Annotated in this window: 24 protein-coding genes and 1 pseudogene; 8 read left to right on the top strand and 17 right to left on the bottom strand. The window is 63.4% G+C overall.

Going from position 1 to position 24,908, the window contains the following annotated elements:
• Positions 1–33 precede the first annotated feature (33 nt).
• Genes FKL89_RS08700 through FKL89_RS08680 form a run of 5 tightly spaced genes read left to right on the top strand, consistent with a single transcriptional unit; the run spans position 34 to position 4,378 of the window.
• Complete coding sequence (locus tag FKL89_RS08700) at positions 34–1,080, top strand: bifunctional UDP-4-keto-pentose/UDP-xylose synthase (protein WP_156862385.1); 1,047 nt, start codon at positions 34–36, stop codon at positions 1,078–1,080.
• A gap of 14 nt (positions 1,081–1,094) precedes the next feature.
• Positions 1,095–2,039: a polysaccharide deacetylase family protein gene (locus tag FKL89_RS08695; RefSeq protein WP_156864623.1), complete on the top strand. Its 945-nt coding sequence runs from the start codon at positions 1,095–1,097 to the stop codon at positions 2,037–2,039.
• A gap of 47 nt (positions 2,040–2,086) precedes the next feature.
• Positions 2,087–2,545, top strand: a complete 459-nt coding sequence (locus FKL89_RS08690; RefSeq protein ID WP_238363557.1) for a peroxiredoxin — start codon at positions 2,087–2,089, stop codon at positions 2,543–2,545.
• Positions 2,546–2,592: 47 nt separating this feature from the next.
• Positions 2,593–3,894 carry an SDR family oxidoreductase gene (locus FKL89_RS08685; RefSeq protein WP_156862383.1) on the top strand — a complete coding sequence of 434 codons (1,302 nt, stop codon included), beginning with the start codon at positions 2,593–2,595 and terminating at the stop codon, positions 3,892–3,894.
• Position 3,895: 1 nt separating this feature from the next.
• Positions 3,896–4,378 carry a DUF2269 family protein gene (locus tag FKL89_RS08680; protein WP_156862382.1) on the top strand — a complete coding sequence of 161 codons (483 nt, stop codon included), beginning with the start codon at positions 3,896–3,898 and terminating at the stop codon, positions 4,376–4,378.
• A gap of 215 nt (positions 4,379–4,593) precedes the next feature.
• On the opposite strand, the gene FKL89_RS08675 is transcribed toward FKL89_RS08680, so the two are convergent.
• The 13 genes and pseudogenes from FKL89_RS08675 to FKL89_RS08620 form a co-directional block, all read right to left on the bottom strand.
• Positions 4,594–5,067, bottom strand: coding sequence for a hypothetical protein (locus tag FKL89_RS08675; protein ID WP_156862381.1), 474 nt, complete (start codon positions 5,065–5,067; stop codon positions 4,594–4,596).
• Between the two features lie 42 nt (positions 5,068–5,109).
• Positions 5,110–5,535 carry a GNAT family N-acetyltransferase gene (locus FKL89_RS20565; protein ID WP_170293829.1) on the bottom strand — a complete coding sequence of 142 codons (426 nt, stop codon included), beginning with the start codon at positions 5,533–5,535 and terminating at the stop codon, positions 5,110–5,112.
• 3 nt (positions 5,536–5,538) lie between these two features.
• Positions 5,539–6,027 (bottom strand): annotated as a pseudogene (gene tadA / locus FKL89_RS20560) (tRNA adenosine(34) deaminase TadA); the annotation flags it as partial.
• An 8-nt stretch (positions 6,028–6,035) separates the two neighbouring features.
• Positions 6,036–6,647: an FMN-binding negative transcriptional regulator gene (locus tag FKL89_RS08665; RefSeq protein ID WP_156862379.1), complete on the bottom strand. Its 612-nt coding sequence runs from the start codon at positions 6,645–6,647 to the stop codon at positions 6,036–6,038.
• Positions 6,648–6,669: 22 nt separating this feature from the next.
• Positions 6,670–7,536, bottom strand: coding sequence for a DMT family transporter (locus FKL89_RS08660; protein WP_238363555.1), 867 nt, complete (start codon positions 7,534–7,536; stop codon positions 6,670–6,672).
• Positions 7,537–7,646: 110 nt separating this feature from the next.
• A complete protein-coding gene (locus tag FKL89_RS08655) occupies positions 7,647–8,318 on the bottom strand; it encodes a helix-turn-helix domain-containing protein (RefSeq protein WP_162527458.1) in 672 nt (223 codons plus the stop codon).
• A gap of 69 nt (positions 8,319–8,387) precedes the next feature.
• Complete coding sequence (locus FKL89_RS08650) at positions 8,388–10,367, bottom strand: pseudouridine synthase (RefSeq protein ID WP_156862377.1); 1,980 nt, start codon at positions 10,365–10,367, stop codon at positions 8,388–8,390.
• A 1-nt stretch (position 10,368) separates the two neighbouring features.
• Complete coding sequence (gene scpB, locus FKL89_RS08645; RefSeq protein WP_238363554.1) at positions 10,369–11,097, bottom strand: SMC-Scp complex subunit ScpB; 729 nt, start codon at positions 11,095–11,097, stop codon at positions 10,369–10,371.
• Positions 11,098–11,201: 104 nt separating this feature from the next.
• Positions 11,202–12,101 (bottom strand): segregation and condensation protein A, encoded by a 900-nt coding sequence (locus FKL89_RS08640; protein WP_156862375.1) that lies wholly within the window; start codon positions 12,099–12,101, stop codon positions 11,202–11,204.
• A 50-nt stretch (positions 12,102–12,151) separates the two neighbouring features.
• Positions 12,152–12,676, bottom strand: a complete 525-nt coding sequence (locus tag FKL89_RS08635) for an Mpo1 family 2-hydroxy fatty acid dioxygenase (protein WP_156862374.1) — start codon at positions 12,674–12,676, stop codon at positions 12,152–12,154.
• A gap of 198 nt (positions 12,677–12,874) precedes the next feature.
• The gene (locus FKL89_RS08630; protein WP_156862373.1) at positions 12,875–14,077 is read right to left on the bottom strand and encodes a tryptophan--tRNA ligase; all 1,203 of its coding nucleotides are present in this window, start codon (positions 14,075–14,077) and stop codon (positions 12,875–12,877) included.
• An 8-nt stretch (positions 14,078–14,085) separates the two neighbouring features.
• The gene (locus FKL89_RS08625) at positions 14,086–14,706 is read right to left on the bottom strand and encodes a site-2 protease family protein (protein WP_156862372.1); all 621 of its coding nucleotides are present in this window, start codon (positions 14,704–14,706) and stop codon (positions 14,086–14,088) included.
• A 198-nt stretch (positions 14,707–14,904) separates the two neighbouring features.
• Positions 14,905–16,155 (bottom strand): porin, encoded by a 1,251-nt coding sequence (locus FKL89_RS08620; RefSeq protein WP_156862371.1) that lies wholly within the window; start codon positions 16,153–16,155, stop codon positions 14,905–14,907.
• Between the two features lie 661 nt (positions 16,156–16,816).
• Here FKL89_RS08620 and FKL89_RS08615 point away from each other — a divergent pair.
• On the top strand, positions 16,817–18,859 hold the full coding sequence (locus tag FKL89_RS08615) for a TonB-dependent receptor (protein ID WP_162527457.1): 2,043 nt from the start codon (positions 16,817–16,819) through the stop codon (positions 18,857–18,859).
• Here FKL89_RS08615 and FKL89_RS08610 read toward each other — a convergent pair.
• On the bottom strand, positions 18,853–19,851 hold the full coding sequence (locus FKL89_RS08610; protein ID WP_156862369.1) for a LysR family transcriptional regulator: 999 nt from the start codon (positions 19,849–19,851) through the stop codon (positions 18,853–18,855). The genes FKL89_RS08615 and FKL89_RS08610 overlap by 7 nt on opposite strands.
• A 119-nt stretch (positions 19,852–19,970) precedes the next feature.
• On the opposite strand from FKL89_RS08610, the gene FKL89_RS08605 reads away from it, so the two are divergent.
• On the top strand, positions 19,971–20,477 hold the full coding sequence (locus FKL89_RS08605; protein ID WP_156862368.1) for a hypothetical protein: 507 nt from the start codon (positions 19,971–19,973) through the stop codon (positions 20,475–20,477).
• 218 nt (positions 20,478–20,695) lie between these two features.
• Here FKL89_RS08605 and FKL89_RS08600 read toward each other — a convergent pair whose 3' ends face one another.
• Genes FKL89_RS08600 through surE form a run of 3 tightly spaced genes read right to left on the bottom strand, consistent with a single transcriptional unit; the run spans position 20,696 to position 23,246 of the window.
• On the bottom strand, positions 20,696–21,820 hold the full coding sequence (locus FKL89_RS08600) for a M23 family metallopeptidase (RefSeq protein ID WP_156862367.1): 1,125 nt from the start codon (positions 21,818–21,820) through the stop codon (positions 20,696–20,698).
• An 11-nt stretch (positions 21,821–21,831) separates the two neighbouring features.
• Positions 21,832–22,503 (bottom strand): protein-L-isoaspartate(D-aspartate) O-methyltransferase, encoded by a 672-nt coding sequence (locus tag FKL89_RS08595; RefSeq protein ID WP_156862366.1) that lies wholly within the window; start codon positions 22,501–22,503, stop codon positions 21,832–21,834.
• Positions 22,500–23,246, bottom strand: a complete 747-nt coding sequence (gene surE / locus FKL89_RS08590; RefSeq protein WP_156862365.1) for a 5'/3'-nucleotidase SurE — start codon at positions 23,244–23,246, stop codon at positions 22,500–22,502. The genes FKL89_RS08595 and surE overlap by 4 nt, the downstream gene beginning before the upstream one ends.
• A 25-nt stretch (positions 23,247–23,271) precedes the next feature.
• Here surE and FKL89_RS08585 point away from each other — a divergent pair, with 25 nt between their 5' ends.
• Positions 23,272–24,906: an ABC transporter permease gene (locus FKL89_RS08585; RefSeq protein WP_156862364.1), complete on the top strand. Its 1,635-nt coding sequence runs from the start codon at positions 23,272–23,274 to the stop codon at positions 24,904–24,906.
• The last annotated feature ends 2 nt before the right edge of the window (positions 24,907–24,908 follow it).

Below are 24,908 nucleotides of genomic sequence, written 5' to 3'. Positions count from 1 at the left end.
CGCTCCTGCCATGTGGGAGAGCAAAAGAACATCATGAAAAAAATCCTCATCCTCGGCGCCAACGGCTTCATCGGCCACCACCTGAGCCGCGCCATCCTCGCCAACACCGACTGGCAGATCGTCGGCATGGACTTGGGCAGCCATCGCCTGAAGCCGCTGCTTGAGCATCCGCGTTTCGACTTCCACGAGCGCGACATGCTCACCAGCACCGACTGGATTGACCAGCAGGTCGCGGCCTGCGACGTTGTCCTGCCGCTGGTGGCCATTGCCACGCCGGCGACCTATGTTCGTGACCCGCTGCGCGTCTTCGAGCTCGATTTCGAGGCCAATCTGCCGATCGTGCGCATGTGCGTCAAGCACAAGAAACGGCTGATCTTCCCGTCGACCTCCGAGGTCTACGGCATGTGCAAGGACAAGGAGTTTGATCCCGAGCAATCCGATCTGGTGGTCGGCCCGATCAACAAGCCGCGCTGGATCTATTCGATATCGAAGCAACTGCTGGATCGCGTGATTCACGCCTATGGCCTGAAAGGCGAGCTCGATTACACCCTGTTCCGCCCGTTCAACTGGATCGGCGCCGGACTTGACTCGCTGACTGCCAGCAACCCCGGTGGTGCCCGTGTGATCACCCAGTTCATCGGCCACATCATTCGCGGCGAACCGATCCAGCTCGTGGATGGCGGCTCTGCCCGCCGTAGCTTCACTGATGTTGAGGATGCCATCGCCGCGCTGATGACCATCATCGAAAACCCGCGCGGCGTCGCTACCAGCAAGATCTACAACATCGGCAATCCGGCCAACAATCACTCGGTTCGTGAACTCGCCGAAATGCTGCTGAAACTGGCGCCGGAATATCCGGAATATCAGTCCGGAGCAGCAAAGTCGAAACTGGTCGATACCACCGCCGAAGCCTACTACGGCGTTGGCTATCAGGACGTGCAGGACCGCACGCCGCGCATCACCAATACAGTTGACGAACTCGACTGGTTGCCGCGCGTGACCATGGCGCGCTCGCTACGCAAGATTCTCGAAGCCTACCGTGAAGAAGCTGCCGCGATGACTGCCGGCAACAAGGCCTGATGTCCGGCAGCCAGATGCCGGTACTCTGCCTCAAGGTTGACGTCGATACCCTGCGCGGCACGCTGGAAGGCACGCCGCGACTGGTTGAGCTGTTCCGTCGCGAAAATGTTGGCGCAACTTTTCTGTTCTCGATGGGGCCGGATCACACCGGTCGCGCGCTAAAGCGCATCTTTCGGCCCGGGTTTCTGGCGAAGGTGCGCCGCACGTCGGTGCGCAGCAACTACGGCCTGAAGACGCTCCTCTACGGTACGTTGTTGCCAGGGCCGGACATCGGGCGGCGCGGCGCCGAGGTGATGCGCGCCACCCGTGACGCTGGCTTCGAGTGCGGCATCCACTGCTGGGATCATGTTGCCTGGCAGGACGGCGTGATGCACAAACCCGACGCCTGGGGGCGTGCGCAGATGCAGCACGCGCATGATCGTTTCATTGACGTGTTCGGCTCCGCTGCGCAGACCTGCGGCGCCGCCGGCTGGCAGATGAGCCGCGACGCGCTGCGCGCGCAGGGCACACTCGGCTACCGCTACGCGTCCGACGCCCGCGCTGACAGCGCGTCCTCCGGCCCGTTCTGGCCGCTGGTGAAGGCGGAACCGATGCCGGTGGTGCAGATACCGACGACGCTGCCAACCCTTGACGAAATGATTGGTCTGGCCGGCTGCACGGCGGACAACGTGCACGAACGCCTGCTCGCGATGACGGCGCAGGATCGCCGCGATCACGTCTTCACGCTGCACGCCGAGCTCGAAGGCATGGCGCTGCTGCCGGTGATGGAGCGGCTGATCGCCGGTTGGCGCGAACAGGGTTACGAACTGATCAGCACCGGTCAATATTTCGACCGCCTCGATGTCAATGCGCTGCCATTTTGCGAGGTGGAATGGGGCACGCTGGCCGGCCGCTCCGGCACCTTGATCAAACAGGGCACGCCGTATCTGGCGAATCTGGAACAATCGCTGCGTCGATAACGTTCGCCGCGCCCGCAACTGGCGCGGCGCGATGCAAGGAGCAGTTCGTGGCCAATGCCAAAGTCGCCGATTTCAGCCTGCCCACCAACGGGGGCGGTACCTTCAAACTGTCCGAGCACAAGGGCAAAATCGTGGTGCTTTACTTCTACCCGAAGGACAGCACGCCCGGCTGCACGACCGAGGGGCTCGATTTCGCGGCGCTACACAAGCAATTCCTGAAAGCCAATGCGGTCGTCGCCGGCGTGTCGCGCGACAGCGTGAAGTCGCACGACAACTTTTGCAGCAAACAGGGTTTTCCGTTCCCGCTGATCTCCGACAGCGAAGAAACACTCTGCACCCAGTTCGACGTGATCCACATGAAGAACATGTACGGCAAACAGGTGCGTGGCGTCGTCCGCAGCACCTTCGTCATTGGCGCCGATGGCAAGCTTGCGCACGAGTGGCGCGGCGTCAAGGTGGCCGGTCACGCGCAAGAGGTGCTGGACTTCGTCAAGACGCTGGCTTGAACCGCGCCTGACTTGCACGGCCCACGCGCGCTAATCGACAAATCCCCATGCGCGTTGTCGTCCTCGGCGCCTACGGTCTGATCGGCAGCGCCGTGGTGCGCGAGTCGCTTGCCCATGGCCATGAGGTCATCGGCCTCGGCCGCAATATTGCTCAGGCATCGCAGGCACTTCCAGCGGTGCAGTGGCTGCGTGGCGACCTTGCTGACCTGACCACCGCTGATGCATGGACACCACTGCTTCGAGGCTGTAAACCCGACGCGATCGTCAACTGTTCCGGTGTGTTGCAGGACGGGCCGCGCGACGATGTATTCGTCATTCAGTCCGATGCTGTTCGCGCCCTGATTGCCGCGTGCGAGACGTTGGCAATCCGCCGCTTTGTCCAGATTTCTGCGACGCGAGCCACCGCCGACGCCGATACCGGCTTCATGCGCAGCAAGGCGGCTGCCGACGCCGCGCTGGCGACCAGCACGCTCGATTGGTGGATCCTGCGCCCGGGTCTCGTGCTTTCGCCGCAGGCCTACGGCGGCAGCGCGCTGCTGCGAGCGCTGGCAGCAATGCCACTGGTGTTGCCAATCGTCCACGCTGACTGCACAGTACAGACGGTGGCCGTCACCGACGTGGCGTCGGCCGCTCGCCAATGTCTCGATGGCGTTGTGCCGACGGGGCGTCGCTTTGATCTCGTTGAGGCCGATACCCACACCTTCGCTGAAGTGGTGATGCAACTGCGCGCCTGGCTGGGCTTGCCGCCGGCGCCCATGCTGCGCCTGCCGGATGCCCTCGCGCGCCCGGTGGCCCGGATCGCTGATGGTCTCACCTGGCTGGGCTGGCGTTCGCCGCTGCGGACGACGGCGATGCGGGAGATCAAACACGGCGTGCTTGGCGACAGCACGGCGTGGCAGGCGACGACTGGCACGCGACTGCTGACTCTTCGCGAGACGCTGCAACGGATGCCTGCCACCGTGCAAGAGCGCTGGTTTGCGCGGTTGTTTCTGCTCAAACCCTTGCTGGTGCTGACGCTCGCGGCGTTCTGGTGTACCACCGCCGTGATCGCTGTCGCGAATCCGCGGCCGGCACTCTCACTGCTCGCTGCTGCCGGCATCGAAGGCATCGCAGCGCAAGCCGTTGTGTTCGGTGGCGCTGCTGTCGATGCGCTGTTGGGCCTGGCGGTGCTGCATCGGCGCACTCTGCGTGCCGCCGCGCTTGCAATGGTGGCGGTGACGGTGGGCTATCTGGTTGGCGGCACGCTGCTGCTGCCGTCACTCTGGCTGGATCCACTGGGGCCGCTGGTTAAACCCATCCCGGCCGCAGTGCTGGCGCTGGTGCTGCTGGCCATCGCGGACGACCGCTGAAATGGACGTCACGGCCATTGATCTGCTGCGCTGGTTGCATGTGATTGGCGCCACCGTGCTGCTTGGCACTGGCAGCGGCATCGCGTTTTTCATGTGGATGGCGCACCGCACTGGCGACGCCCGGCTGATCGCTCACGTCGCCGGGACGGTGGTAATCGCCGACACCGTATTCACGGCAACAGCGGTCGTACTGCAACCGATCACAGGCGCGCTGCTGGCACAGGTCACCGGCTGGCCTCTCAGCACCGGCTGGATCGTGCTTTCGCTGGCGCTCTACCTGGTGACCGGGGCATTCTGGCTTCCGGTCGTCCGGATCCAGATTCGCCTGCGCAATCTCGCCCGCGAGGCGGTGCGCACGGCAACACCACTACCAGCCCAGTACACGCGGCTGTTCCGCATCTGGCTTGCCTGCGGCGTGCCAGCGTTTGCGGCGGTGCTCACCATCCTCTGGCTGATGCTGAAACGGCCCGGCATCGTGCTGTAGCAGCGTTTGCAGCTCGCAGCCATTGCGCCCCCAACCAGGACCAGCGGCTGCCAGCTCTCACGTCAGCACTGAAGCAAACAGCTTTTCGGTGAAAGTCCCATACGAACCGGGCTCAGCGAGCAATTTACCCGATTATCGACATTCGGCAATTTTTGGTGGTAAGCCCATATTCGATAATGGTTTCAGTAAAAAGCTGAACCGTCTGCCGCCGCTACTTACTGCCCCGACCCCTTCTGCAGGCTGAACTGGTCGTAGCCAGTTTCCTTCACGCGCCCGTCGGCGGCGTAGGTCACGTCGAAATAGAGATCCTCGCGGCCGTTGTTGAATTTGTACTTGTGGGTCAACTCGTTCGGCGTCATGCCGAAGCGCTGTTCCTTGCTGTTGCGGCCGAGAATGCGGCGCACTTCGGTGATGGTCATGCCCGGCTGGATGCGCTTGAAGTTGGCCTCGGTCAGCACCTGGTCGATCCTTTCCAGCGTACCCTGCGCGTTTACCGTCATCATGTAGGTGCGCACGCCTTCCGGGCCAAGCGGATACTCCCAGACTTCGCGGTCGCCCTCGCGGTAGACGCTGGCCGGCTCGCCCATCTTCTGCTTCATGTCTGCAACTGTGGATTGGCCCGGCTGCAATTCGCCAGTGGCGACGCGATCACAGGCAACGAGCAGCAGCAGGCCGGACAAAAGGCTCACGGCAATCCCCCTGTTGAAGGCTCTGACAGCAACATTCATGTGTTAAAGCACCTTTCGCATATCCCGGTGCGGAATATCGCAGTCCAGGTACTCATCGCCCTCTGCGACAAATCCGAATTTTTCGTAGAAACCCACGGCGTGGGTTTGCGCTGACAGAACGACTTCGCGATCACCGCGTTGACGAGCCCGCTCCATCAAGTGCTCCATCACCAGCGCACCAACGCCCTGCCCGCGCCACGGCTTGCGCACGGCCATGCGCCCGATATGACCGTCCGGCAGCAAACGCCCGCAGGCAGCGGCCTGTCCGTCTGACCACGCAATGGCGTGAATCGACAGCGGATCGTTGTCATCAATTTCAGACTCTGCTGGTACGCCCTGCTCCTCGACAAACACCTCGAAGCGTATGGTCTTCAGCGTAGCAGCATCATCCGGCCAGGTGGCCGTTTTGACTTTGAAAGTGGCGGGCATGGACTTCATGTGACGGTCGAGATTTCGTTTGTCGGAAAAGAATTTTTTCAACCGCGCTGCCGACGCATCAGCACAAACGCCGCCGATGACGTGTCGGGCATGATGGTTGAGCCGATCATTGGCGAACAGATCGGTCACGCTGCCAGCGGCGCCGAACTTCGGGTCCGGCGCGCCCCACACCACGCGGCTAACGCGCGCATGCAGCAGCGCGCCGGCACACATCGCGCAGGGCTCGACGGTGGTGTACACGGTAGCACCGGGTACGCGGTAGTTATTGATCTGGCGGAAGGTTTCGCGCAGCGCGACGATTTCGGCGTGCGCCGTCGTGTCGCCATCGCGGATAACGCGGTTCATGCCGCGACCGACAATTTGTCCAGCCACCACGACCACCGCACCAATCGGCACTTCTCCTGCAGCGGCGGCTTCGTCGGCCAGCGCCAGCGCCTCAGTCATGAAGCGCCGATCCTCAGCACTCGCTGCTGCTGGCGACATGGCCGACGTCACAGACCCAGCCGCTCCATCCAGTGCCCCAGCGCCTGCTCGTCAGGCGTACCGGCGGCGTAGCCCACCTTCATCATCGCGTGCGCCTCCTTGCGATGCTGGTTCAACTTGAATTTGCCCTCAAGTCGCGCCACCGTCATGCGGAACGCGGCAATGGCGCCAAGCATCGTCTCCTGAAATTTTTCGTCGAGATTCATCCACTGCTGGGCGTAATGCGGCTCATGCAATGCGATCAGCGACTTCAGTAACGCGTCCTTGCGATGTGCCTCGGTGATCTCCTCGACTGGCCCATACGCGTGCACCGCGATGTAATTCCAGGTCGGCACTCGTTTGAGATCTGGGTAGACCTTGGGGGAGAGGTACGCGTGCGGCCCCAAAAACGCCATCATCGACGCCCGCCCATCACGCAACATCGCCACCTGCGGATTGGCACGGGCCAGGTGAAAGTGCAGTGCAACCGTACCTTCAGTGTCACTGACAACCACTGGCAGATGCGTAGCGAATGGCACGCCATCGGCGTCGGCGCTGGTCAACGTAGCAAAGCTGTGCTCGCGCATGACTTCAAGCGTCAACGCACGATCAGGAGATTCAAAGTGTTTCGGCAGATACATGCGGCAGAGCTTAACCGATCGTTTAACGTGCCCGCCGCCCCACCGCAATCAGTGCAACGGTGAGCAATGCAACAACTGTCATCGCCGGCTCGATCGCCTCGCCAAGCAACAGTGCTGCAAAGCCGAGCGTGAAGAACAGTTGCAGCAACTGCACCTGGCTCACCCGCGCGATGCCACCGAGCGCAAGACCGCGATACCAGAAGAAGAAACCAATCCACTGACTCATCAGCCCGAGGTAAACAAAGGCGCCCCATACCGCGATACCCGGAGCAGCGGGCTGCGTTGGTGCGCTCCACCAGGCGACAGCAAGCGTGCCGGGCAAGCCGAGAATCAGAGCCCAGGAAATCGCCTGAGGTCCGGTCAGGTAACGGGTCGCGATGGCACCGCTGGCATAGCCGAGACCACCGAGCAGCACACTCACCAGCATCAATGCGTCTTCGGCATGCAGGTTACCGTGCGCCCGCTGCCAGGCGTAGCCGCAGACCAGCAGGGTGCCAGCCACTGCACAGGCCCAGAACGCACGCGACAGCGACTCGCGGTTGAGCCAGGCTCCGATGACGGCAGTGGCAAGCGGAAGGATGCCATTGACCACCGCCGCGTGGCTGGCCGGCACCGTTTGCAAGGCAATCGTATTGAGCAACGGCCAGCCAAACACGATACCGACGGTGGCTCCAAGCAACGGAATCCAGGCCCGCCGCTCCGGCCACCTTGCGCGCGTGACGAGCAGATAGACAACGCCGGCCAATGCAGCCAGCACCGCCCGACCCGCCCAGACGAACCAGGGCGACAGCACATCGCCGGTCATCGCAATGCGTGTCATCGGCATCGTGAGACTGAAGATCAGTACACCGATCAGCCCGAGCAACAGGCCGGAAGATTGGGGGGTCAAGATGATTTTCTGGTTGTTCGATATATCGAACAACTATACGTCAATAGATCCACGCATGCCATTCAACTACGGCATAGACCGTGTGACTGGCAAGGTAATGGCCAAAGAAACTACCGTTTCGCGGCTCGCGGTGGCGAGTGAATCACCAGCAACCATTCAGCGCGTTTGGGGCCGGGGTTGTGGATGGAGTGTTCGACGTCGGCGCTGAACTGGGCTGCATCACCGGTCGCCAGTTTGAACTCGCGCTTGCCAACCGTGACGTCAACCTTGCCGGCCAGCACCACGATGTGCTCCTGGGTACCGGTGGCGTGGGCCGGAAAGTGCCCGGTCGTCTTGCGTGGTGGCAGGCTGTTATGCACGATTTCCACCAGTGCATCGGGGCTCACGGGCGACAGCGTGCGGCGAGTGAGTCCGCTCTTCGGGTCCTTGAAAATTGGCTGCTCGGCCAATTGCTGGATGTGCACCGGTGGCCCCATGTCCCCGCGCAGCAGTGACGACAGTGATACCGTCATCCCCTCCGCGAGCTTGGCCAGCATCACCGCAGTCGGACTCGTCAGGCCGGCTTCAATGCGGCTGACCACTGATTTGGAAACGCCTGCCCGCTTGGCCAGATCCGACAACGAGAGCTGCTGCAGCTCCCGCGTCGTTTTGATCGTACTGCCGATACCTTGCGCTACCTTCAGCGCAGTACTAGCGTTGGTTGCCAGATCGGTCGCAGTACGCATCACCGCGAGCGCAGTGCCTAGCGCTGAGCTCGACCCCGACTTTGATTTGGTTGCCATTCCACCCCTCCCGCATTGCGTTGGTCCGATCGCGCGATCAGACCACCGCATTATTCACGGGAGACGGAATTACTCAATGTCTGCCGCAGGTGCAACGCCGCCGCCGGCGTCGCCGCCCTTGCCGCCACCATTGCGGCCACGGCGCCGGCGATTGCGGTTATTGCCACGATTGCCCTGCCCCTGACCGGACGGAGGTTGATAGCCTGGTGCCACGTTACCGTTCACCTCGCCATTGCGACCGCGTTTGACCTTGTTGCCAGGCGTTCGTTGCCGGCGCCCGGCCGGCTGCATTTCGGTCGCCCCGCCAAAGCCGGGGAATTGCTGCTGCGTCAGCGAGGCTGCGGCGCCCGGCGCGCCGCCACGGCCGCGCTTGTTGCGACCGCCCTGGCCAGCACCGCCGCTGCCTGCATTGCGACCGCGGCGCCCCTGCCCCATGCCGGCATCGACCGGCGCCCCCGTCCAGATCGCCTCGTGCTCGGTCGCAGAGCGCATCGGGCCCAGCGGTTGTTGCGGCAGCTTGTTACGGCCACCAAAACGGGCCGCCTTTTCGAGCTTTTTCTTGGAACGCAGGCCGACCGATTCGAGCACGTTGAACGTCTCGGCCTCGTCGAGCAGCTTGAACTGGCCGCGCTTGAGCCATGACGGCATCTGCACGCAGCCGTAGCTGGTACGGATCAGGCGGCTCACCGTCAGTCCCAGATGCTCAAACATGCGGCGCACCTCGCGGTTGCGGCCTTCGTTGAGCGTCAGGCGATACCAATGGTTGGCGGCGTCGCTGTCACGATCGATGCGGTCGAGCGAGAGGCAGCGCGCCGGTCCGTCTTCAAGCTCAATGCCATCCATCAGCTGGTCTTCCTGCTCGGGGGTGAGCTCACCGAGCACCCGCACCGAGTATTCACGCAGGATCTCGTAACGAGGATGCATGAAACGGTTGGCCAGTTCACCGTAGGTCGTGAACAGCAGCAGGCCTTCCGAGTTGAAGTCGAGGCGGCCAATGGCGATCCACTTGCCGTGATCCGGCTTCGGCAGACGATCAAACACGGTGTCGCGCTGCTCCGGATCGTCCCGGCTGACAATCTCGCCCGCCTGCTTGTGATAAATCAGGATGCGGGGCTTGTCGTCACCGAGCTTCACCGCCACCTTGCGGCGCTTGACGTGCACGCGGTCCTTCTCGTTCACCACCTGACCAACGTGTGCCTTGACACCGTTGACCTCGACCTCGCCGGCCTCGATCAGCGCCTCCATGTTGCGTCGGGAGCCGAGGCCTTGCTGGGCCAGCACCTTGTGCAGCCGCTCACCGTCGCGCTCGCCGTGTTCATTGACGCCCGATACCGGGGCTGCAACTGAAGCGCCTTCCGGCAACGACACCGGATTGCCGTCGGCATCAAGCTGCGGAGCCGCGAACTGTGGCGTGCGCTGCCCATTGCGATCCCGCGGATTGCTGCGTTTATCGCGGCGGTTGCGGTTGCGTCGTGCCGAGCGATCCATCGGGCGGTTCGGGTCACCGAAAGCGCCGGGATTGGGGCCACCGGGTCGTGCATCGCCGCCTTCGCCGTCTGCCTCGCCAGCCGCCTCGCCATCGACGCCAGGTGAGAAAGCAGCTCCAGCCGTAGCGCCATCCGGCTGGTCGCCGGCGGCGGCCGATGCTTCCGGTCGCGGGCCGCGCTGGCCGTTGTTGCGGCCACGGCCACCACGACGGTTGCGGCGTGGTCCGCGTGCGCGTTGCTGGCCGTGCTGATCGCCTGTGCCTTCAGCGCCTTCCGCACCCTCGTGCCGCTGCGCTCCGTGGCTCTCGCCAGCGCTGCCAGGATTGGCGGTCACATCATCGCCGCCGCCGCTGGCGACTGGCCGCGCCGGCGCTGCATCGGCCCCAGCGGTCTGGCCTGCGTCCTGTTTGGGCGTGCGGGGGCGTCGCTGCTGCGGGCGAGCATCGCGACGCATCTGATTGCGCTCCTGCTGCTTCTGCTTGCGCGCAAAGGCAGGATCAATGTTGCCGTTGACATCACCAGGTTCGTGATCGTTGTAGTCGCTGTCTTGCATATCGTTCATATCAGTGGACCGTCGGCGAAGCGGGCTGGGTCATGGCATCTCCATCGGAAATTTCGAACAGCGCCGCGTCGGCGCTCTCCGGCAGAGCTGGCGGCGTGTCCGGCGCCGCCGGTGCCAGCAGGTCATCGCTTTCGTTCACGTCATCGATGCGCCCCTGCTCGGGGTACACCGGCTCCTGCGGTACCTCCGGCAACTCGAGAGCCGGGTGCGCATCGAGCTCCGCCAGCGGTGGCAGTTCGGAAAGCGATCGCAACGAAAGATCGTTGAGGAAAGATTTGGTGGTCGCATACAGCGCCGGGCGCCCCGGCGTATCCTTGTGACCGATCACTTCGATCCAGCCACGATCCTCCAGCGCCTTGAGGATATTGGTGGATACCGCGACACCGCGAATCGCCTCAATTTCGCCGCGCGTAGCCGGTTGCCGGTAGGCGATGATGGCGAGCGTTTCCAGCACCGCACGCGAATACTTCGGCGGCTTTTCCGGTGTCAGACGGTCAATGTGGATCTGCATCTCCGTCCGTGTTTGAAAGCGGTAACCGGACGCCACCTGCACCAGTTCGATGCTGCCCCGCTCCTTCCACTCGGCCGTCAGGTCGGCCAGCAGCAGACGCACGGTCTCGGTGGGAACCGGCGGATCGAAAACCTTGATGATTTCGTCGAGAGGTACGGGCTCGTGGCTGGCCAGCAAGACACCTTCGAGTACGCGTTTGGCGTGGGTGAGTTCGTCCAATGAATGCTCATCGAAAAGTAACGCAACGCTCTGCCGCCGTTGCTTGCGGACCCCACTGAGGCCAGTCATGGCCCCATCAACAAAAAAGCGCGAAAGCCTTGTTGCTACAGCACTTCGTCATTGGCCGCATCGGTGCCCTGCTCGGGTGAGGCCGCAACCATCACCCCGCCATCGCTGGCGAGCTGCACATAAATGGGGCTGTAGGGTTCAGTTTGCGCGACCGAGATCAGTCGTTCGCGCGCCAACTCCAGGATCGCGAGGAAGGTGACTACCACCAGCGATACGGTGGCCGTTTCCTCGAACAGTTGTGTGAATTCTACATGCAGACCGGGTTTCAGGTGGCGCAGCAGATGACTCATGCGCGCCCGGACCGACAGCTCGTCGCGCGAAATCAGATGGGTCTTGTTCAACTTGGCACGCGCCAGGATGCTCGCCCAGGCACGCCGCAGATCTTCAGGCTCGACGTCTGGCAGGCGTAACGCCGCCGTCTTTTCGACCATGACCTGCACGATGGCGTAGTCGCGCTCCGCCTGCGGCAGTTCATCCAGCCCGGCTGCTGCCAGCTTCATTTGTTCGTACTCGAGCAGGCGACGGACCAGCTCTGCGCGCGGATCGGCCTCCTCTGTCTCGGCCTGTGGCGGCCGCGGCAACAGCATGCGCGACTTGATCTCGATCAGCATCGCCGCCATCAGCAGGTATTCCGCTGCCAGCTCGAAGCGCTGCGAGGATTTCATCTTCTCGACGTATTCCAGATACTGGTGCGTCAGCGCCGCCATCGGGATGTCGAGGATGTTCAGGTTCTGCTTGCGGATCAGGTAGAGCAGCAAGTCAAGCGGCCCTTCGAAGGCGTCGAGGAACACCTCCAGCGCCTCCGGCGGGATGTAGAGGTCCTTCGGCATCTCGGCCATTGGCTGGCCATAGATGCGGGCCAGCGCGTGATCGGCCGCGACAGCGGCTGCGGCGGTATCGGGCGCTGGCAACGGGGACTCGGTGACTACATCCATCGGAACTTTTCTTGTTGCAAACTCAAATCAGGTCTTGGTGGCACCGTGGGCTAGGCGGCCTTCATCTGCCGGATCAGCGTGGGGCCGACTTTGGCTTCGACGGCATCCTGCACTTCCTTGCGCAACCCCATCGCAAACGCGAACTCGGCGGCAACAAACAGCGGGCCAATAATCAAACCGCTCAAATCATCGACAAACGCAGGCTTGCGGCCTTCGTAATAGTGGCCAACAAACTGGAAGACCCAGCCGACCACGAACATCCCGATGCCCCAGCCGAGCCATGCTGGCGTGCTTGCCCCTGCAATGAGTTGCCCAAGCCAGAGGCAGGCAAGCAGGAAAACCGTCATCGCTACGCCAAAACGCAAATCAAGCCGCAGGTAGAACAGCGCCGTGAGTGCAACCGCAAACAGCGCTGGCGAGATTGCCACACCGTCGAGATGCATCAACACCGGCCGCGAAAGCAGAATCGCCACTGCCGCAACGATCATCGGGATGCCAACGAAGTGCGTCGCGATGTTGCGCTTGTCGCGATGGTACGCGGCATACTGGCTCAGGTAGTCTACAAATGACTTCATCGGGACCTCCTATTGATGCAGACTTCGGAACGGTGTGACGATACGCATGAGGTTGACGGACACCCGTGCGAGCGCTCGGGTTGTCTGCCTGAAAAACAGGCGGCGACAGTACTCGTTGCGCTTCGCCGCGATCGGCAACTTTGCCATCAGCCGCGTTCATGAGACCAGGCCCACGCACACCGACATCGGACCTTCGACCTAGACCTTGGCCAGTCCCATCGCCTGGCGCACTTCAAGCATAGTCGCTTCCGCTGCCTCACGCGCGCGCACGCAACCCGCTGCGAGCACCTCTTTCACATAACCGGGCTTGGCCTCGATCTCGCGGATGCGCGCCTGCATCGGCGCCAGCTCGGCGTTTACGGCGTCAATCACCGGCTGCTTGCATTCAAGGCAGCCGATGCCGGCCGTGGTGCAGCCCTGGCGCACCCAGGCCTTGGTGTCGTCGTTCGAATAGACCTGATGCAGCGTCCACACCGGGCAATCATCGGGGTTGCCAGGATCGGTGCGGCGCGCCCGCTTCGGGTCGGTTGGCATGCGCTTGATCTTTTGCTCCACCGCAGCCGGCGGCTCACGCAGATCAATACCGTTGCCGTAGCTCTTGCTCATCTTGCGGCCGTCGAGACCGATGATCTTCGATGTCGGTGTCAGTAGCGCCTGCGGCTCGGGCAGGATGGTCTTGCGGGCGCCGGTCAGGAATGCCTGCAACATGTCTTTCTCGGCGTTCGAAAGCGACCCGGCGGCGGCGACCAGTGCCTTGGCCTGTGCCAGCGCTTCGGCGTTGCCATCCTGGTTGTAGGCGGTCTTCATCGCCTCATACCGCTTGCCCAGTTTGCCGCCAAGCTTCTTCACTGCAGCCGCTGCTTTTTCTTCAAACCCCGGCTCGCGGCCATAGATGTGGTTGAACCGCCGCGCGATCTCGCGGGTGATCTCAAGGTGCGACACCTGATCCTCACCGACCGGTACATGTTGTGCGCGATAGACCACGATGTCGGCCGCTTGCATCAACGGGTAGCCCAGAAAGCCGTAAGTGGTGAGATCCTTCTCTTTCAGGTTTTCCTGCTGTTCCTTGTAGGTCGGCACCCGCTCCAGCCAGCCGAGCGGCGTGATCATGCCCAGCAGCACCGTGAGCTCAGCATGCTGCGGGACCTGACTCTGCAGGAAGATGGTGCACTGGTTCGGGTCGAGCCCGGCCGCCAGCCAGTCGGTCACCATGTCGAAGGTGGACTGCTCGATGACACGCGGGTCGTCGTAGTGACTGGTCAGGGCGTGCCAGTCGGCCACGAAATAGAAACACTCATGCTGCGACTGCAACGATACCCAATTCTTGAGGGCGCCGTGATAGTGGCCGAGGTGCATGAACCCGGTCGGGCGCATGCCAGAGAGAACGCGGTCTTTGGACATGGGATTGACTAGAGTCCGACCAACGCGCCGAGCGTTTGGTAGACGATTCGATAAAGCGGATACATGATCGTGCCCAGCACGCCGACGACGGCGAGCCCGAGCACAATGAACAAGCCGTACGGTTCAAGGCGTGAGTACTTGTATGACAGCGGCCCTGGCAGCAGCCCAGCCACGATGCGCCCACCATCCAGCGGCAGGATTGGCAACAAATTGAGCACCATCAGCCCGACGTTCCAGGCGACACCTGCCTTGGCGATGGCGTTGATGGCTGATGCATCCGACACCTTAAGCACAATCGCCCAGCCGATCGCCATGACGAAGTTGGCGAGCGGGCCAGCGGCGGATACCCAGATCATGTCGGTCTTCGGATTGCGCAGATTATTGAAGTTCACCGGCACCGGCTTGGCCCAACCAAAGAAAAAGCCGCCAATCGCCAGCGTCAATGCCGGCACCAGCAACGTGCCCATCGGGTCGATGTGCCGAATCGGGTTCAGCGAAATGCGCCCGAGCATTTCGGCGGTGCGGTCACCGAACATGCGTGCGGCGTAGCCATGCGCAGCCTCGTGCAGCGTGATCGCAAGCAGTAGCGGGATCGCATTGACTGCGAGCACGTAGATGATGTTGTCCATTGATCCGATTTTACGGGGCTCGAGCAACGATGCCGCCGATACCGCAAATACCGCCGAGCCGCGACGACTCTACACCTCTGCGATCATCCGCAGCAGCATCAAATCGGCCGCCTTCGTCACAAAGAAAAAGCCGCGTCGCTTTCGCGACTGCGGCTTTCAAGGTGTGTGCCTAACAGGGAGAAATCAACCAGACCGAAATCAGAACTTGTGACGCAGCGAGAACTGGAACGAGGTTGCGTCCTTGCCGCCGTACGCCGTCACGCCGCCGAGGTAACCATTGCCGCCGGGCAGCACCTGCGCATTGGCATTGTTGTTCACCTGTGTGACAACGGCGTTAAGGTCGGTGCGCTTGGACAGCGGGTAGGTGTAGGCGACGCCGTACGAGGTCACGTCAGCATTGGTGGCGCGGCGGTCGTCAACCTGCGAGTAACCGGCCGTCAGCGTACCAACGCCGAGCGGAATGCGGGCACCAACGTGGTAAAGCCGCACATCCTGCATGAAGCGCGGCAGGATGCCAGTGTCCACCAGCACCGAAGGCACGCCACCAGCAATCAAGCCAGCGCGCAGTTCAGGCGCCGACGAGCCGTTGGGTTCCTTGATCAAGCCATACATCGCAAACAGGTTGGCGAGGCCGAAGTCGTAGTTGGCGCCGGCGACCAGCGTGTTCAGTGACTTTTGCCCGGCGCTGTTGGTGCGCTCGTTGTAGCCAATACCAGCGCCCCACTTGCTCGTCTGATAGCCGCCGTTGATGCCGACCAGACGACCGTTCTTGGTGCCGGAACTCAGCTCGCCAAAGGCGTAGTAGGCCGAACCATAAAAGTTGTTCAACTCGATGCGATACATCACCGAATTGCTCTCGCGGATATCAACGCCAGCCGGAATGGAGATCAATTGGCCAGGCGACGCAGCCGACGCGTTGGCGAATGCGTCATAGCGATTGCTGATTTCGAACGCCGGCGTGTACTGGCGCCCGGCGAGGATGGCGCCGAACGGCGTGACCATGCCAACGAACGCCTGCCGGTCAAACAGACGGCCAGGCAGATTGACGCCAAGCTGGCTGCCGACGGCGGAATTGAGCGCGGCCTGCACTGCGGGCGGCAGACCTGCGGTCAGCCGGTCGGGCAGCTGCGTGCCGGACATCGGACGATTGCTGAGACCGCCGGTATCAGCCTCAAACCGGCTCTCAAGCACAAACATCGCCTTGTAGCCGTTACCGATGTCCTCAGTGCCACGCAGGCCCCAGCGTGAGCCTTCCATGATGCCGCTGGCGAGGCTGGTGTGATCGCCGCCCTTGACGCCGGTGACATGCTGCACGCCGACATCCACGATGCCGTAGAGCGTGACGTTGGCAGTCTGTGCAAGCGCCTGCGACACCGCGAGCGAAAGCGGCAAAACCGCGAAAGCGGCGAGCGCGCGCGACGTGCTGACGAATTGAGCGTTGCGATTCATGAATCCTCCTTGTTGCATGGCGGGGGGCCACTCGCGCGGTCGCTTGCCAGCCGGTTGTCACTCGCGCCTCGATGGCGGGAGCGAATTTCGACTGCGGCTCGGCGGTGGCCTGATTGCCAGCAATTGTGTACTGAAACCTCGTTGGCCGGGGAATTTCTGTGTCGCTCCGGCAAGCCATCGCCCGCCTGCTGTTGCGACCTCGCAACCGCGATGCGTTTCAATCGCCGTGAAGCGAAAACCGTGCAGGCGTCGAAGCTCATCCGGGGCGGCCGAAATGTCCGGTGACAGGTCTGTACCTACGTATGGCTTTGGCGTGAAAGCCCCATTGCATATGGGCTCAATGGTCGAATCGGCATAAGTCGGTTTTTGACAATTCAGGCTTCCAGGCCCGATAAAAAGGTCATTTCCCGGAAAAGATGCTGCTATGACGATCCGACAATTTGACTGGCCTCGCGCCGTCATCCTCGCGGCGATACCGCTTTATTTATGCAACCTAGATGCATTTGACGCCGGTCAACCCGTATAATGCAATCCAGTTGCAATAAATACTCGCAGTGAATACCAAGCTTCGTGTGCGCTCTGCGGGCAACAACAAATGAAGTCTGAGCGAATCCCACTTGTCACCTGCCAATCCGGCGGATCATTCCATCGTCGCCGTCGCATGCTGTCGGGCGCAGCAATCCTGGCGACTCTCGGCGGCGGCATCTGCGTGGCGCAAAGTGTCCCCGAAAGCCCAGCACCCTCAACAGCCGCGCCGCCCGCCGACAAGGTGCAGCGGCTCATTCTGAGCGCCTCACCCTTCGCTGGCCAGGACGATTTGCAAGCGACTCAGCCAAGCGCCGTCGTTGGGCGTGAAGCGCTGACGCGGGATCGTGCCGCAAGCCTCGGCGACACCCTCGCCACCCAGCCCGGCGTGCAGTCCACGGCGTTTGGCCCAGGTGCCTCGCGGCCGATTATTCGCGGCCTCGATGGTCCGCGCATCAAGACCGCAGAGAACGGCGTTGGCTCGCTCGATGTCGCCAGCATCAGCCCCGACCACGCGGTGTCGTCAGAAGTGCTTGGCGCGCGGCAAATTGAGATCCTGCGTGGCCCGGCAACCTTGCTCTACGGCTCTGGCGCCATCGGTGGTCTGGTGAATGTCGTGACCGACCGCATCCCGCAGGTGCATAGCGATGGCACCCGCCTGCTTGCGGACTTGCGCGGCTCCACCGCCGAGCGCGCCCGCGACGTCGGCGCGCAGTTGCGTAGCAGCGCCGGACCGCTGGCATTCACCGGTGAATTCTCTGATCGCCGCAGCGATGACTACGCCACGGCGCACGCAGGTCGTCTCGCCAATTCCGACACGGCAGCACGCAACGGCAGCATCGGCGCCTCATGGATTTTTGACAACGGCTACGTCGGCATTGGCGGCAACCGCTTTGAGAGCGAATACGGCATTCCATCGAGTGACCGGCCGCGCATTGATCTCGCCCGCAATCGCGTCGAAGTCAATGGCGAGTTCAGCGGCATCGCTGGTCTGGAACGGCTTCGCTTTGCCGCAGCCAGTAACCACTATCGCCACGCCGAGATCGAGGCCAGCGGTGATGTTGGCACCGTGTTCCGCAACAACGGCAACAGCGTGCGCTTTGACATGCAAACACAGCCGCTCGCAGGCTTTCGAACAGTCGTTGGTCTTGACGTTGAACGCGCCCGATTTTCTGCCGTTGGTGAGGAAACCATCGTCCCACCCACCACGACGCGCAATCTGGCGCTGTTCGCCGTCACTGAGCGGCAAGTCAATGTGGGCGCCTTTAGTGGCCGTCTTGAACTTGGCGGCCGCATTGAGCGTGTCGCGCATTCGCCGGATGCCGGACAGGCGTTGCCATCGCGCCGCTTTTCGCTGATGAGCTCGGCGATTGCCTACCAGTTTCAACTCGACGAGGCCAGCGCGCTGACGGCGTCGTTCACCCATGCCGAACGAGCGCCGGGCATCGAAGAGCTGTACTCAAAGGGTGCCCACATCGCCACGCTGACCTACGACCTCGGCAACCCGGCGCTTGCCAAAGAGCATTCGCAGAATTTCGACCTGTCCTACAAACTGCAGCGTGATGCCTGGAGCCTGCGCGCGTCAGCCTTCCGCAATGATGTGAGGGACTTCATCTACGGCGCCAGCGTCGATCACAACGGTGACGGCGTCGCCGACCGTGTGAACGCCGAAGGCGAACTGGTGACGGGCGCCGAACTGCTGAAGCGCGAGTTCCGCAACGTCAACGTGCGCTTCACCGGTGCGGAGCTGTCCGCCGCCTACGCGCCAGCGCAGGGATTCGGCTTCAGCGCGATGGCCGACACCGTGCGCGGCGTTGTTGCCGGGACTACCAGTTCAGGTGGCAGCAACAACAACCTGCCCCGTGTCAGCCCGACCCGCATCGGTGCCAAATTGACCTGGCGGGGTGGCAGCGACAGCGCGTGGTATGCCGACCTTGGCGCGACTCATGTGTTCACGCAGAATCGCGTTGCTGCCTTCGAAAGCGAAACATCGGGCTACACGCGCCTTGATGCGTCCCTCCGCTATCGCATGCGCTTCGCGGCCAATCGGCACGCCGATCTCTATCTGCTCGGCAGAAATCTGGGCAACCGCGACATCCGCGTACATACCTCGTTCCTGAAAGACGTCGCGCCGATGCCGGGGCGCAGCTTCTTCCTCGGCGTCACCGCGTACTACTGACCGACAGCTGCAGCGGTGATCGGCGACCACGAGCGGGCGACTTCGCTAATCGCCTCACGCAGCCAGCGTTGCGCGGCCAGCGCCTGTGCACGCCGGTGCCAGACCATGTCCACCCGCACCGGCGGCACCTCGAACGGCAGCTCCACCACCAGCAGTTCGTCCTGCATGCCGGTTGACGGCAAGAAGTGCCGTGGCAGCACTGTCAGCAGATCGGAGCCAGCCACGACACGACCGGCCGTGAAGAACTGGTTGACGGTGATCACCACCCGCCGCGTCCGATTAATCGCTGCCAGCGCCTCGTCGATAAAGCCAAACGGGCGCCCTGAAAAACTGACCAGCAGATGATGCGCTTCGCAATAGGCATCCAGCGTCAACGGCGAGGCGTTGAGATCGCGCACCAGTGGATGCCCGCGCCGCATCACACAAACGTACTCACCGCTGTAGAGCAGGGCATGCGAAAAATTGTCGGGCGTGCCGCTCTGCATGGTCTGCAAGCCAATCGCCGCGACCACGGCCGGGAAATAGCCCACCGCCATGTCCACCTCGCCCGCCTCCAGCAGCGCCCGCGGATCGCGCGTGGTGAGCGGCAGCACGCGCAGGCTGACGCCAGGCGCGGTCGCTTCAATGTGACGCACCAGTGGTGGCACCAGGATGGCGGCGGTGGCATCGGCCATCGCCAATACGAAGTTCTGCCGCGAGGTCGCCGGGTCAAATACCGCCGGCGCCACACTTGCCTGCAGGCTGGCGAGTGCCTCGCGCACCACAGGCCATAGAGCGATTGCTCGCGGCGTCGGCGTGACGCCGTAGCCCGCACGCACCACCAGCTCGTCGCCCAGCGCGTCGCGCAGACGGCGCAGCGCATTGCTCACTGCCGGCTGGGTCATCGCCAGCGAGGCCGCAGCCCGCGTGAGATTGCGGGCGGCCATCACCTCGTCAAACACGCGCAAAAGATTGAGATCGAGCGTGCGGAAATTGACGTCACTGGCGGCCATCCTCGCCCCTTCCATTCACCAATCGAATGACAAACATCATAAACATCAATTTGCAATATATCAGGGGATACCCTAGATTGCTGATGTCGCCACAAGCGATTCTTCGAAAGGACATTCACATGGTTATCCCATCCCACCCCACTACCCACGGCGGAGTCGAGCGCGTCATTGAGAGCGCCAGCGCCACAAGGAGCGTCCTCTCTGAAATCTTCTCGGCCAAACGGCTGCCGACTTACGTGCTCGGCGTCACCATCATGGCCGTGGTCACTGCCACCGAGCGTGCGCTGGATGCCGTGAGCACCGGTTTTGCCCTGGAATGGGCGATCCTGAGCGCGGTTGCGCTGCTCACCTTCGGCCTGCTCGCCGGCGTCATCCTGCGCGGCACCAAGGCAAGTCAAGGCTGGCTGGCAACTCGCGCCGCCGCGGCACGCGCCGAGCGAGCCGACCGCACGCTGTGGAACACGGCGCTACGCGACCCGCGAGTGATGAACGACATCCTCGTCGCCCAGGGCCGCGCCGACGCGCTGCGCGACGAAGCCGTGCCGGCGATGCGCACCAGCATGAGCGTGCGTGACGATGGCCTCGCCGCACTGGCGCCGTGGCCGCAGGCGACCCGCTACTACTAGGTCGTCTGCAGCGACAGCTGTAGCAAAAAGGGACAAGCCACCGCAAAGACGGCGGCGCCCTCCTCCTCGATGGGCCTTACAGCTTATGGCTGCAAGGCCCATTTCTTTTGGGCTTGGACGCCAAAAACCCAGGAAGTCGGCTTTAGGCGATTTATCAGCGTGAGCCCTTGGTTACCGGGCGTTTCCGTCAAAAGCTGTTGGTCCGATGGACTGGAGACTTACTTGGGCATCAGGGTTACCGGATCAATCGGCCGCCCCTGGCGACGCACCTCGAAGTGCATCTTGTTGTCGCCGCCACCGGCCACTTCAGCGAGCTTCTGACCGAGCAGCACGCGCTGCTGCTCTTTCACCTGCACCTTGTCAGCGTGGAAATAGACGCTGACCGTCTCCTTGGCGTGGCTGACCACGATCATCTGGCCGTAGCCGCGCGGCTCCTTGCCCACGTAGATAACCTTCCCGGTGGCCGCTGCCAGCACCGGAGCGCTGGCACTCGCCACAATATCGATGCCTTTCATCGGCGCCTTGTCGTTGAACTTGCTGGTGACGCGGCCAGTGACGGGCCAACTCCAGGTAATGCCGTCGCGCTCGGCGCCACCGCCCGTCTTCACGTCAAGATCGACCGTCGGCGCTGCGACCGCAGGCGCATTGGCGGGCGCCGCTGCGGTGGGAACGCCCGGCGCCGGGGTCGGACCGCCGGTGGCAACCGGCGCAGGCGCACTGGCCGGCGTGGCGGGGGACGGCGTGCCGTTCGGGACGACGGCGGATGGCGTCGTCCCTTCGCCGCGCTGCATGGCGGCCAATGCAGCATCGCTGTACGGCGCGCGCTGCGCTTTGGGATCACGCTTCAGCGGAGCTTCCACTGGCGTCACCGTCAGTGGCGGTGCGGCACCTGCCGCCGGGGCCGGCGCCGTGCTGGCGGCAGCAGGCAGCGGCTGGCCCTGAATCGCGCCCGCCGTCGGCGCCGCCGTCACCGTGGTGCCCGGCGCGGTGACCGCCGGTGCCGAGCCGAGCGGCGGCGTCAGTCGCAGCACCTGGCCGTCGCGCAGACCGCTGCCTGGCGGCAAACTGTTCCATGTCGCGAGCGTATTGGGATCGAGATTATTGGCGCGCGCGACGCCGTACAGCGTGTCACCCTTCTGCACCACATAGAACTGCGACCCGACGGTCATGCCCGGTTGCACGGGCGCCGGTGCGGAGACCGGGGCCGGCCGCGGCGGTGTCGGCGCACTGGCGACCGGACGCGCCGTGCGGTCAACCACCGGCGCCGGTGTGCTGGTGGTACAGGCCGCAAGCAGCACGGCGATTGCGCTGCCGAGCAGCGTCAGGGCGGGAGTACGTTGCATCACGATCCTGTCTATTCCTGTCCAGATTTGAGCGGCACGAATACCACGTCGTCGAAGGCCTGTTGCTGAAAACTTTCACCGTTGCGGGTGACCAGCGTCAGCTTCTGATGATCGGGCGAACCGAGCGGGATCACCAGACGCCCGCCATCGGCCAACAGCCCCGGCAGATTCGGCGGAATCGACGCCCCGCCGGCCGCCACCACGATGGCATCGAACTGTACGACGTTCGAGCTCGCTTCGCGACCGTCGGCATTGCGCACCTTCACGTTGTTCACGCCGGCTGCCGACAGCGTTTGCCGTGCCTTGGCAGCCAACGCACCGATACGCTCGATGGTGTACACCTCGCGCGCCAGGCGCCCGAGCACAGCGGCCTGATAGCCGCAACCACCACCAATCTCGAGCACCATGTCGAGCGCGCGACCGGAACGCGCCAGCTCGCAGGAGCGGGCAACGACGTAGGGCTGTGAAATGGTCTGACCGAACCCGATCGGCAGCGCCGTATCCTCGTAGGCACGGCTGGCGAACGCTTCTTCGACGAACAGGTGGCGCGGCACCTGGGCCATCGCCGCCAGCACCACCTCATCGCGAATGCCCTGCTCGCGCAGGCGTGTCACCATACGCAGCCGTGTGCGCTCGGACGCCATGCCAAGGCCGGCTGCCGAGCGCGAGAGCGATGCGCTCATGCCAGCCAGTTCGCCACGTGGCGCAGGTTGTCGTAACGGGTGAGGTCAATCAATAGCGGTGTCACCGACACACAGTTCTCGGCAATCGTGCCAAAGTCGGTGTCGGGTCCGGCGTCTGCCGCCTTGCCCGCCGGGCCGATACGCCAGACCTGCACGCCGGGCTCATGGTGATGATGGGTGCGCTCCACCGGCTCCGCCTGATGGCGACGCCCGAGCCGCACCACGCGCATGCCGGCGAGATCGTCTTCGGGCACGTCCGGCACGTTGACGTTGAGCAGCCACGGCATTGGCAGCGGCTTGGTCATGACCCGACGCACCAGTCCCGCCGCCACATGTGCCGCGGTGTCGAAATGCTTGCCTGGCTTGTGGGTGAGCGACATCGCAATGCCGGGGATACCGAGCAGATAGCCTTCCATCGCCGCGGCCACCGTGCCGGAGTAAATGGTGTCGTCACCAAGGTTGGAGCCGTTGTTGACGCCGGTCACGACCAGATCGGGCCGGAAGTCGAGCAGCCCATTGACGGCGATGTGCACACAGTCGGCGGGCGTACCCTCGACGTAGTAGCGCCGTTCGCCCGCCTCATGGATGCGTACCGGTTTGCCGACCGTCAGCGAGCTTGACGCCGCACTGCGATCGTCGGCGGGCGCCACGACGGCAACCTCGGCAATCGTCGACAGCGCTTTGACCAGCGCCAGAATGCCGGGCGCCTGATACCCGTCGTCGTTAGAAACTAGAATCTTCACGGACTCAAATTATAGAGAGCACCTCTTGCATCGAGCGCCCGGCGCCGTCGCGTATTCCCTGCTGCTGGTCGCTGTCGCGCTGCCGTTCGCCACTTTGTTGCGCGAAATGTTCGCCGCCGACGCCACCGGCGTATGGCTGCACTACGCCTCCACCGTGCTCCCCGGCTATGTCATCAATGCGGTTGTGCTTGGCGTCAGCGTGGCACTGTGCGCCAGCGTGATGGGGGTGGCGTGTGCGTGGCAAGTGGAGCGGCATGACTTTCCGCTGCGTGGCTTTCTCGCCTGGGCGCTGCTGCTGCCGATGGCGATGCCGGCCTATGTGGCCGCCTATGCGCTGACCGACTACTTTCAGTTCAGCGGGCCGGTGCAAAGCTGGCTGCGCGCAACTTTTGGCTGGAGCAAGGGCGACTACTGGTTCCCCGAGTTTGTATCGATGCCCGGCGCGATCGCTGCGTTCAGCCTGACGCTGTACCCCTACGTTTATCTGCTGGCGCGCACGGCGTTTGCCGAACGCGGCGCGGAACTCTTCGAAGCCGCCCGCACGCTCGGACTCAATCGCCGTCAGGCATGGTGGCGCGCCGCCTTGCCGGTCGCACGCCCCGCCATCGCCGGGGGTGCCTTGCTGGTAACAATGGAGACGCTTGCTGACTTCGGCACCGTGAGCTACTACGGCGTGGAGACACTCACCACCGGTATCTATCGCGCGTGGCAGAACATGGGCGATCTCGTCGCTGCGTCACAACTGGCGGCGCTGCTGCTGGCGGCGGTGATGCTGCTGGTGTGGCTGGAGCGTCGTGGCCGCGATCGCTCGCGCTACGCCAATGTGCGTGCGCGCGGCGAGCGCATGCGACCGCGCGTGCGGGGCATTGGCGGCTGGCTGCGCACAGCGATATGCGCCGTGCCACTGCTGTTTGGCTTTGTGTTGCCAGCGTTGCTGCTGCTGCGCCTGCTGGCGCGCGATTGGTCCAGCGTATCGGCGACCGCCGTGGCCACCTGGACGAGGAATTCGCTGTGGGTCGGCTGCCTCGCGGCGCTGGTGGTGGTGACGCTGACACTCATGCTCAACGCGCGCGCGCGGCTCGCCCGGGAAGTGTGGGCGCTGCGCGTGGAGCGCCTGCTGTCGTTTGGTTACGCGGTGCCAGGCGCGGTGCTGGCGATCGGCGTGCTGCTGCCGCTGACCTGGCTGGACGGGCGGCTGATTGACTGGAGCAAACAGTGGTTGGGCGTCAATCCCGGTTTGATTCTCACCGGCAGCGTGCTGGCGCTGGTCTACGCATCAAGCATCCGCTTTTACGGTGTCGCCGCAAGCGCGGTGTCGGCGGCCTATGCCCGGTTGCCGCTAAGCCTGGATGACAGCGCCCGCGTGCTCGGCGTGGTCGGCCGCGCAGCTTTCCTCCGCGTGCATTGGCCAGCCATCCGTCGCAGTGCGTTCGCCGGCATGCTGCTGGTGTTCATCGACACGCTGAAAGAACTGCCTGCGACGATGACGCTGCGCCCGTTCAACTTCGACACCCTGGCTACGCAAACCTATAACCTCGTCAAGGACGAGCGACTCGGTGAGGCGGCATTTCCGTCACTGCTGATCGTGCTGGCCAGCCTGCCCGCAGTTGCGCTGCTTGCCCGCGCCCAGTCCTCAAAGCCGTCACGACGCGACGACTAAGG

It is taken from the genome of Casimicrobium huifangae (assembly GCF_009746125.1).
In the GTDB taxonomy this organism is placed as follows: Bacteria; Pseudomonadota; Gammaproteobacteria; order Burkholderiales; family Casimicrobiaceae; genus Casimicrobium; species Casimicrobium huifangae.
Note: the sequence above shows the minus strand (reverse complement) of the source record. Positions and strands in the feature narration are given on the sequence as shown.

Bases quoted from the DNA above. Each gene is read 5' to 3' on its own strand.
- FKL89_RS08615 (WP_162527457.1), top strand. From the start codon at position 16,817: ATGCTGTCGGGCGCAGCAATCCTGGCGACTCTCGGCGGCGGCATCTGC.
- FKL89_RS08600 (WP_156862367.1), bottom strand. From the start codon at position 21,820: ATGCAACGTACTCCCGCCCTGACGCTGCTCGGCAGCGCAATCGCCGTG.
- FKL89_RS08620 (WP_156862371.1), bottom strand. From the start codon at position 16,155: ATGAATCGCAACGCTCAATTCGTCAGCACGTCGCGCGCGCTCGCCGCT.
- FKL89_RS20565 (WP_170293829.1), bottom strand. From the start codon at position 5,535: ATGCCCGCCACTTTCAAAGTCAAAACGGCCACCTGGCCGGATGATGCT.
- FKL89_RS08595 (WP_156862366.1), bottom strand. From the start codon at position 22,503: ATGAGCGCATCGCTCTCGCGCTCGGCAGCCGGCCTTGGCATGGCGTCC.
- FKL89_RS08680 (WP_156862382.1), top strand. From the start codon at position 3,896: ATGGACGTCACGGCCATTGATCTGCTGCGCTGGTTGCATGTGATTGGC.
- FKL89_RS08685 (WP_156862383.1), top strand. From the start codon at position 2,593: ATGCGCGTTGTCGTCCTCGGCGCCTACGGTCTGATCGGCAGCGCCGTG.
- FKL89_RS08655 (WP_162527458.1), bottom strand. From the start codon at position 8,318: ATGGCAACCAAATCAAAGTCGGGGTCGAGCTCAGCGCTAGGCACTGCG.
- FKL89_RS08700 (WP_156862385.1), top strand. From the start codon at position 34: ATGAAAAAAATCCTCATCCTCGGCGCCAACGGCTTCATCGGCCACCAC.
- FKL89_RS08650 (WP_156862377.1), bottom strand. From the start codon at position 10,367: ATGAACGATATGCAAGACAGCGACTACAACGATCACGAACCTGGTGAT.
- FKL89_RS08605 (WP_156862368.1), top strand. From the start codon at position 19,971: ATGGTTATCCCATCCCACCCCACTACCCACGGCGGAGTCGAGCGCGTC.
- FKL89_RS08640 (WP_156862375.1), bottom strand. From the start codon at position 12,101: ATGGATGTAGTCACCGAGTCCCCGTTGCCAGCGCCCGATACCGCCGCA.
- FKL89_RS08695 (WP_156864623.1), top strand. From the start codon at position 1,095: ATGCCGGTACTCTGCCTCAAGGTTGACGTCGATACCCTGCGCGGCACG.
- FKL89_RS08635 (WP_156862374.1), bottom strand. From the start codon at position 12,676: ATGAAGTCATTTGTAGACTACCTGAGCCAGTATGCCGCGTACCATCGC.
- FKL89_RS08665 (WP_156862379.1), bottom strand. From the start codon at position 6,647: ATGTATCTGCCGAAACACTTTGAATCTCCTGATCGTGCGTTGACGCTT.
- FKL89_RS08625 (WP_156862372.1), bottom strand. From the start codon at position 14,706: ATGGACAACATCATCTACGTGCTCGCAGTCAATGCGATCCCGCTACTG.
- FKL89_RS08610 (WP_156862369.1), bottom strand. From the start codon at position 19,851: ATGGCCGCCAGTGACGTCAATTTCCGCACGCTCGATCTCAATCTTTTG.
- FKL89_RS08630 (WP_156862373.1), bottom strand. From the start codon at position 14,077: ATGTCCAAAGACCGCGTTCTCTCTGGCATGCGCCCGACCGGGTTCATG.